We start from the raw sequence: 6,437 nt of genomic DNA, 5'->3' as shown, positions 1-6,437 counted from the left end.
AGGCCGGCAGCGCGCGCACCCGCGACGGCGAAGCCGCCCGCGAAGCCGCCCGCGAGACGGGTCGGCCCGGCTCCGCGTCCGGACCGGGCGCCGCCGGGTCCGGTTCCGCGTCCGGCCCCGTCAGCGGCATCGGGGTCGACGCGACCATCGCGCGGCGGGAGGGCGACCGGCTGCGGTTCGTCGGCGCTGCCACCCGGCGCATCGCGCGCGGGATCGACCTCGACGAGATCGTGCTCGGCCTGTGCCGGGCCACCGTGCCCACCTTCTCCGACGCCATCCTCGTCTACCTGCGCGACCCCCTCCCCGTTGGTGACGAGCGGCCCGTCGGACCGGTCGTTTTAAGGCTGCGCCGAACCGACCGGCTCCGGCCGATCGACGAGTTCACGGGAGCGGCGGCAGGAGGGGGAGCAGGAGCCGGAGCGGGCATCGCCGGAGCGATGACCCCCGACGGCGAGCTCGACTTCAGCCAGCTCGCCCTCGTCGGCCCGCAGGGTGATCTGCCCGCGGCCGAGCTGTGCGAGATCCGCCCCGGCGGGGCACTGGCCGAGGTGCTGCGCGGCGTACGGCCCGTCTTCGGGTCCTCCGCCGCGGCCCGCGCCGCCCTGCCGGAGCTGCTGGGCGCGGACCACCCGGTCCCGCGCGGTCAGCGGGCCATCCTCGCCCCGCTGCGGGGCCGCCGCCGCGTCATCGGCGCGGCGGTGTTCCTGCGCACCCCGGAGCGGCCCGCCTTCGAGACGAACGACCTGCTGGTCGCAGCCCAGCTGGCCACCCACACCGCGCTGGGCATCGACAAGGCCGTGCTCTACGGCCGCGAGGCCTACATCGCCGACGAGCTCCAGCGCACGATGCTGCCCGACAGCCTCCCCCAGCCCACCGGGGTCCGCCTCGCCAGCCGCTACCTGCCCGCCGCCGAGACGGCCCGGGTCGGCGGCGACTGGTACGACGCCATACCCCTGCCCGGCAGCCGGGTGGCACTCGTCGTGGGCGACGTCATGGGCCACTCCATGACCTCCGCCGCGATCATGGGACAGCTCCGCACGACGGCCCAGACGCTGGCGCAGCTCGACCTGCCGCCCGCCGAGGTCCTGCACCACCTGGACGAGCAGGCGCAGCGCCTGGGCTCCGACCGGATGGCCACCTGCCTCTACGCCGTCTACGACCCGGTGTCGCACCGGATCACCATCGCCAACGCCGGCCACCCGCCGCCGGTCCTGCTGCACCTGGGCGGCCGCGCCGAGGTGCTGCGCGTGCCCCCGGGCGCCCCCATCGGCGTCGGCGGCGTGGACTTCGAGGCCGTGGAGCTGGACGCCCCGGCCGGGGCCACCCTCGTGCTGTACACCGACGGCCTCGTCGAGTCCCGGCTGCGGGACGTCTGGACCGGCATCGAGCAGCTCCGCGAACGTCTCGCGACCACCGCGCAGCTGACGGGCCTGGACCACCCGCCGCCGCTGGAGGCCCTGTGCGACGACATCCTGGACATGCTCGGACCCGGTGACCGGGACGACGACATCGCGCTGCTCGCCGCCCGCTTCGACGGGATCGCGCCCAGCGACGTCGCGTACTGGTTCCTGGACCCGGAGGAGACCGCTCCGGGCCGGGCCCGCCGGTTCGCCCGCCGCGCGCTGGCGCGCTGGGGGCTGGAGGAGCTCGAGGACTCCCTGGAGCTGCTGGTCAGCGAGGTCGTGACGAATGCCGTGCGGTACGCCGAGCGGCCCGTGACCCTACGGCTCCTGCGGACGGACGTGCTGCGCTGCGAGGTCGGTGACGACTCGCCGCAGCTGCCGCGCCAGCGCCGGGCGCGGGACGACGACGAGGGCGGCCGCGGCCTGTTCCTGGTCAACCGGATGGCCCGCCGCTGGGGTGCCACCCGGCTGAGCAGCGGCAAGGTCGTCTGGTTCGAGCTGGCCCTGCCGCCCGCCGCTCCGGGCAAGCCGGGCGCTCCCGGCGCTCCGGGCAAGCCGGACCGCCCCTGACCGGGCCGCCACCCGGATCCGTACGCGACATGCGCGTACACACCACTGCCCCGCGGCTTCGTGCCGGCGGGGCAGTGGTGTGTACGGGGACGGGTCCGGATGGTGCCTACCGTTCGGACTCCCGGTCCGGCGGCGAGGGCTTCGACGAGTTCGACTTCGACGGCGACGGAGAGCTGCTCGACGAACGGCTCGGCGACGGGGAGCTGCTCGACGAACGGCTCGGCGACGGAGAGCTGCTCTGCGAACGGCTCGGCGACGGGGAGCTGCTCTGCGACGGAGAGCTGCTCGCGGACCGGCTCGGCGAGCCCGACGGGGAGCTGCTGTGGCTCGGCGACTGGACCTTGCCCATGTCCGCCTCCTCCAGGTCGAAGGAGCCCGTGTCGACGCCGTTGAGCGCGTCGAGGGTGTACTGCTTCCAGATCGCGGCCGGGAAGCTGGAGCCGCCCGCGCGTCCGCCGCCGGCGGTACCGGTCAGGCTGGTCTGGGTGTGGGTGCCGGGCTCGTCTCCGAACATCGCGACGACGGTGACCAGTTCCGGGGTGAACCCGGTGAACCAGGCGGCCACGTTCTTCTCGGTGGTGCCGGTCTTGCCCGCGGCCTCGTAGGCCGAGCTCTTCACGGCCTGGCCGGAGCCGTCCTCGACGACGCCGGTGAGCACCTTGGTGACGGTGTCGGCGGTCTTGCGGCTGATGGCCGTGTCCCCGACGGCGCGGACCGGCTTGTACTCGCGGGTCGCGTGCTTGGCGGACTTGACGATGCTCGGCGTGACCTTCTTGCCGTGGTTGTCGAGGGTGGCGTAGACGCCGGCCATCTCCAGGGTGTCGGCGCTCATGGTGCCGAGCGACATGGCCGGCTTGTCCTCGGGCCAGCCGTCGCGGTCCTGCATGCCGAGTTCCAGGGCGGTCTTCTTCACCTTCCTCGGCCCGACGTCCACGATCATCTGCGCGTACACGGAGTTCACCGAGGAGTTGGTGGCGGACTGCACCGTCATCATCGGGTTGCCGTAGTCGCGGTCGTCCTGGTTCTGCGGGTTGAACGGGACGTCGCTGCCGACCACGGGACGCTTGCTGGTGCCGTCGTAGAGGGTGTTGGGCGTGATCTCCCTCCCCTCCTGCGTGCTCGACTTGGTCTCCAGGGCGGAGGCGAGCACGATCGGCTTGAAGGTCGAGCCCGGCTGGAAGTCCTTGCGCAAGGCGTTGCTGGCCCACTGCTCGCTCTGCCCGGTGCCGCCGTACATCGCGACGATCATGCCGGTCTTCGGGTCCACGGAGGTGGCACCCGCCTGCACGGCGGCGTCGACGGGGCGGCCCTTGCGGTCGAGCTTGGATTCCAGCTCGTCCTGGACGGCCTTCTCCAGCGCCGCCTGCTTCTTCGGGTCGATGGAGAGGGTGATCACCCAGCCGCCGGCCTTGAGCTGACCGTCGGTCATGCCGGTCTGCCGCTTGAGCTCCTCGTCGGCGGCCTGGATCAGGTAGCCCTTCTGGCCCTCGGAGCCGGCTGCCGCCTTGGGCTTGATCGGCTCCTGGAACTTCAGCTCCTGGCGCTTGGCCGGGTCCAGCTTGCCCATCTCGACCATGTTGTCGAGGACGCCGTTGAAGCGGATCATGACCAGCTTCTTGCCGTTCGGGCCCGCGGTCGCCCAGTCGTACTGGCTGGGGGCCTGGAGGAGGGCGGCGAGGTACGCGCCCTGCTCCAGGGTCAGCTTGTTGGCGTCGACCCCGTAGTAGGCCTGGGCCGCGGCCTGGATGCCGTAGGCGTTGCGCCCGTAGAAGTTGGTGTTCAGGTAACCCGCGAGGATCTCCGGCTTCTCCATCTCCTGGTCGACCTTGAGGGAGATGATCAGCTCCTTCAGCTTGCGGGTCGCCGTCTGGTCCTGGGTCAGGTAGAAGTTCTTGACGTACTGCTGGGTGATCGTCGAACCGCCGGCCTTGCCCTTGCCGGTGACGGTGTTGAACAGGCCACGGCCGATGCCCTTGAGGTCGATGCCCCGGTCGGTGTAGAAGGACTTGTTCTCGATCGCGATGAAGGCCGTCTGCACGTCCTCCGGGACCTTGTCGATCGTGACGATCTGACGGTTCATCGCGCCGACGCGGGCCATGACCGTGCCGTCGGAGAGCTTGTAGACGTTGTTCTGCGTCAGCGCGTCGGCCTTCGGGTCCGGCAGTTCCACGTAGAAGTAGAGGCCGACCAGGGCCGCCATGCCGAGCAGCACCGACCCGAAGAAGGTGCCGAGCACCTTCTTCCAGGTGAAGAAGCGGCGTATGCCGGTCGGCTTCCCGCCCCTGCCCTTGCCGCGCCCGCGCGGCGCTCGTCGCGCACCGCGCTGCTGCTGCGCCCTTCGCGCTTCTGCTCGGCCCATCGCTCCCGCTCCGCTCGATAACCCCCCGACGTCAGCTCAGAAAGCTAACACCGGAGTCTGTGACAAAAACCGGCCAACCAATGGACATACAGCGCAATTCGGACGTGACAATCAGCACCCATCTCACCGGAACCGACGCAGCCGGAACCCCGGAGGTTGCCGGGCTCCCCTCGGACCCAAAAAAGTGATATCACTTTGCTAAGCGGCTCGACCGGCCGCAACTGAAGGAAACGGGGCAGACGATGACGAACACTACGGGCGGTACCGAGACCGGCGTACGGGAGTTCCCCGCACGGAGCGTGGGCGGTGGACTCGCACTGCTGCTCGGCCTGGCGGGAGTGGCGGCGGGGGCGGGCCTGATCGCCCTCGGCGCGGTGTCCGGAGCCGACGGCGCCAAGGTGGGCCTGATCGCGGCGGGCGTCGTCCTGGCCCTCGCCTCCCTCATCGCCATGGGCGGGCTGAACATGGTCGCGCCGGGCGAGGCCCGCGTGGTCCAGCTCTTCGGCCGCTACCGCGGCACCGTCCGCACCGACGGACTGCGCTGGGTCAACCCGCTGACCTCCCGTCGGCCCCTGTCCACCCGGGTCCGCAACCACGAGACGGCCGTCATGAAGGTCAACGACGCCTACGGCAACCCGATCGAGCTGGCGGCCGTGGTGGTGTGGCGGGTCGAGGACACCGCGCGGGCGGTCTTCGAGGTCGAGGACTTCACCGAGTTCGTCGAGACCCAGACCGAGGCGGCCGTCCGGCACATCGCGATCGAGTACCCCTACGACGCCCACGAGGACGGCGGCCTGTCGCTGCGCGGCAACGCCGAGGAGATCACCGAGAAGCTCGCCGTCGAACTGGCCACCCGCGTCGAGGCGGCCGGCGTCCACATCATCGAGTCCCGCTTCACCCACCTCGCGTACGCCCCCGAGATCGCCTCCGCGATGCTCCAACGGCAGCAGGCGGGGGCGATCGTCGCGGCGCGCAAGCAGATCGTCGAGGGCGCGGTCGGTATGGTCGAGCTCGCCCTGACCCGCCTCGCGGAGCAGGAGATCGTGGACCTCGACCCGGAACGGAAGGCGGCGATGGTGTCCAACCTGATGGTGGTCCTGTGCGGCGACCGCGCGGCCCAGCCGGTCATCAACACGGGCACCCTCTACCAGTGACCCCCGACGACAACACGGCCTCCCCCGCCGACCATGCCCCCACCGGCCGGGCCGGCTCCGGGGCAGCCGAGTCCGGGGCAGCCGGATCCGGGACGGGCGCGTCCGGGGCGGGCGCTTCCACGGCGGGTGCGTCCGGGGCAGGTGCGTCCGGGACGGGCGTTTCCGGGACGGGTGCCTCCACGGCGGGCACGTCCGAGACGACCGCCGACACCGCGAATACGTCCGGGACGGACACCTCCACCGCAGGTGCGTCCGGGACGGGGGAGTCCGGTGCGGACGCCTCCGCGACCGGCCGGTCCGGCGCGGGCGACGGTCCCCCGGCGGCCCCCAAGGCGGCCGGGCGGCAGGCCCGCAAGCAGGTGCTGCTGCGGCTCGACCCGCAGGTGCACGACGCGCTCGCGCGGTGGGCGGGAGAGGAACTGCGCAGCGCCAACGCGCAGATCGAGTTCCTGCTCCGCCGCGCCCTCGCCGAAGCCGGCCGCCTCCCCGGCGGTGCGGGCCCGATCCCGCCCCGGGGGCGCCCCCGCACCGCTCCGGACTCCTGAGGCCGCCGGAACGAACCGGCCCGGCGGGCCCCCAGCCGAACAGGCCTTCCCGCCGGCCCGCCGCGAAGGCCTGTTCGCCAGGACGAAACCGTCCTGCCGACCGCCGTCGGACACCGCTCGCTCCGCGCGGTCGAGAGCGGCGGGCTCATCCGCCACCGACAGCGGCCACCGCGGCTCCGGCGCCACCCCGGCGCCCACGACGATCCGCTCACGGTCGGCCCGACCGGCCCCGCCCGGCCGTACGGGCCGGCACTCGCACGGCTCGCCCCGTACGGGACCAGCCCGCCCGGAGCCCGGACCGCACCCTCTCCCAGGCCCCGGACCGCGACTTCGCACCAGGCCCGGCCGGAACCCGCCGGGTAGCGCCGCGGCCCTTCGAACGGCCGAAGCCGCCCCCGGCCTCCGT

Annotated in this window: 4 protein-coding genes; 3 read left to right on the top strand and 1 reads right to left on the bottom strand. The window is 72.5% G+C overall.

Features of this window, described 5'->3' with window-relative positions; genetic code table 11:
• On the top strand, positions 1–1,973 hold a 1,973-nt coding region (locus tag ACFWBW_RS14985; protein WP_385372308.1), incomplete at its 5' end, for a SpoIIE family protein phosphatase.
• Between the two features lie 106 nt (positions 1,974–2,079).
• Here ACFWBW_RS14985 and ACFWBW_RS14980 read toward each other — a convergent pair.
• Positions 2,080–4,332, bottom strand: coding sequence for a transglycosylase domain-containing protein (locus ACFWBW_RS14980; protein WP_385372305.1), 2,253 nt, complete (start codon positions 4,330–4,332; stop codon positions 2,080–2,082).
• A gap of 242 nt (positions 4,333–4,574) precedes the next feature.
• Between ACFWBW_RS14980 and ACFWBW_RS14975 the strand changes: the two genes are divergently transcribed.
• Both ACFWBW_RS14975 and ACFWBW_RS14970 read left to right on the top strand, forming a co-directional pair.
• Positions 4,575–5,486 carry an SPFH domain-containing protein gene (locus ACFWBW_RS14975; RefSeq protein WP_385372302.1) on the top strand — a complete coding sequence of 304 codons (912 nt, stop codon included), beginning with the start codon at positions 4,575–4,577 and terminating at the stop codon, positions 5,484–5,486.
• 359 nt (positions 5,487–5,845) lie between these two features.
• Positions 5,846–6,031 carry a hypothetical protein gene (locus tag ACFWBW_RS14970; protein ID WP_385372334.1) on the top strand — a complete coding sequence of 62 codons (186 nt, stop codon included), beginning with the start codon at positions 5,846–5,848 and terminating at the stop codon, positions 6,029–6,031.
• Positions 6,032–6,437: the final 406 nt, after the last annotated feature.

This window comes from Streptomyces sp. NPDC059957 (genome assembly GCF_042730015.1).
Lineage (GTDB): Bacteria > Actinomycetota > Actinomycetes > Streptomycetales > Streptomycetaceae > Streptomyces.
The sequence above is the reverse complement of the archived record's forward strand: the minus strand, read 5'-3'. Positions and strand labels throughout refer to the sequence as shown.

Excerpts from the sequence above, each read along its gene's own strand:
- ACFWBW_RS14980 (WP_385372305.1), bottom strand. The coding sequence starts at position 4,332 with ATGGGCCGAGCAGAAGCGCGAAGGGCGCAGCAGCAGCGCGGTGCGCGA.
- ACFWBW_RS14975 (WP_385372302.1), top strand. The coding sequence starts at position 4,575 with ATGACGAACACTACGGGCGGTACCGAGACCGGCGTACGGGAGTTCCCC.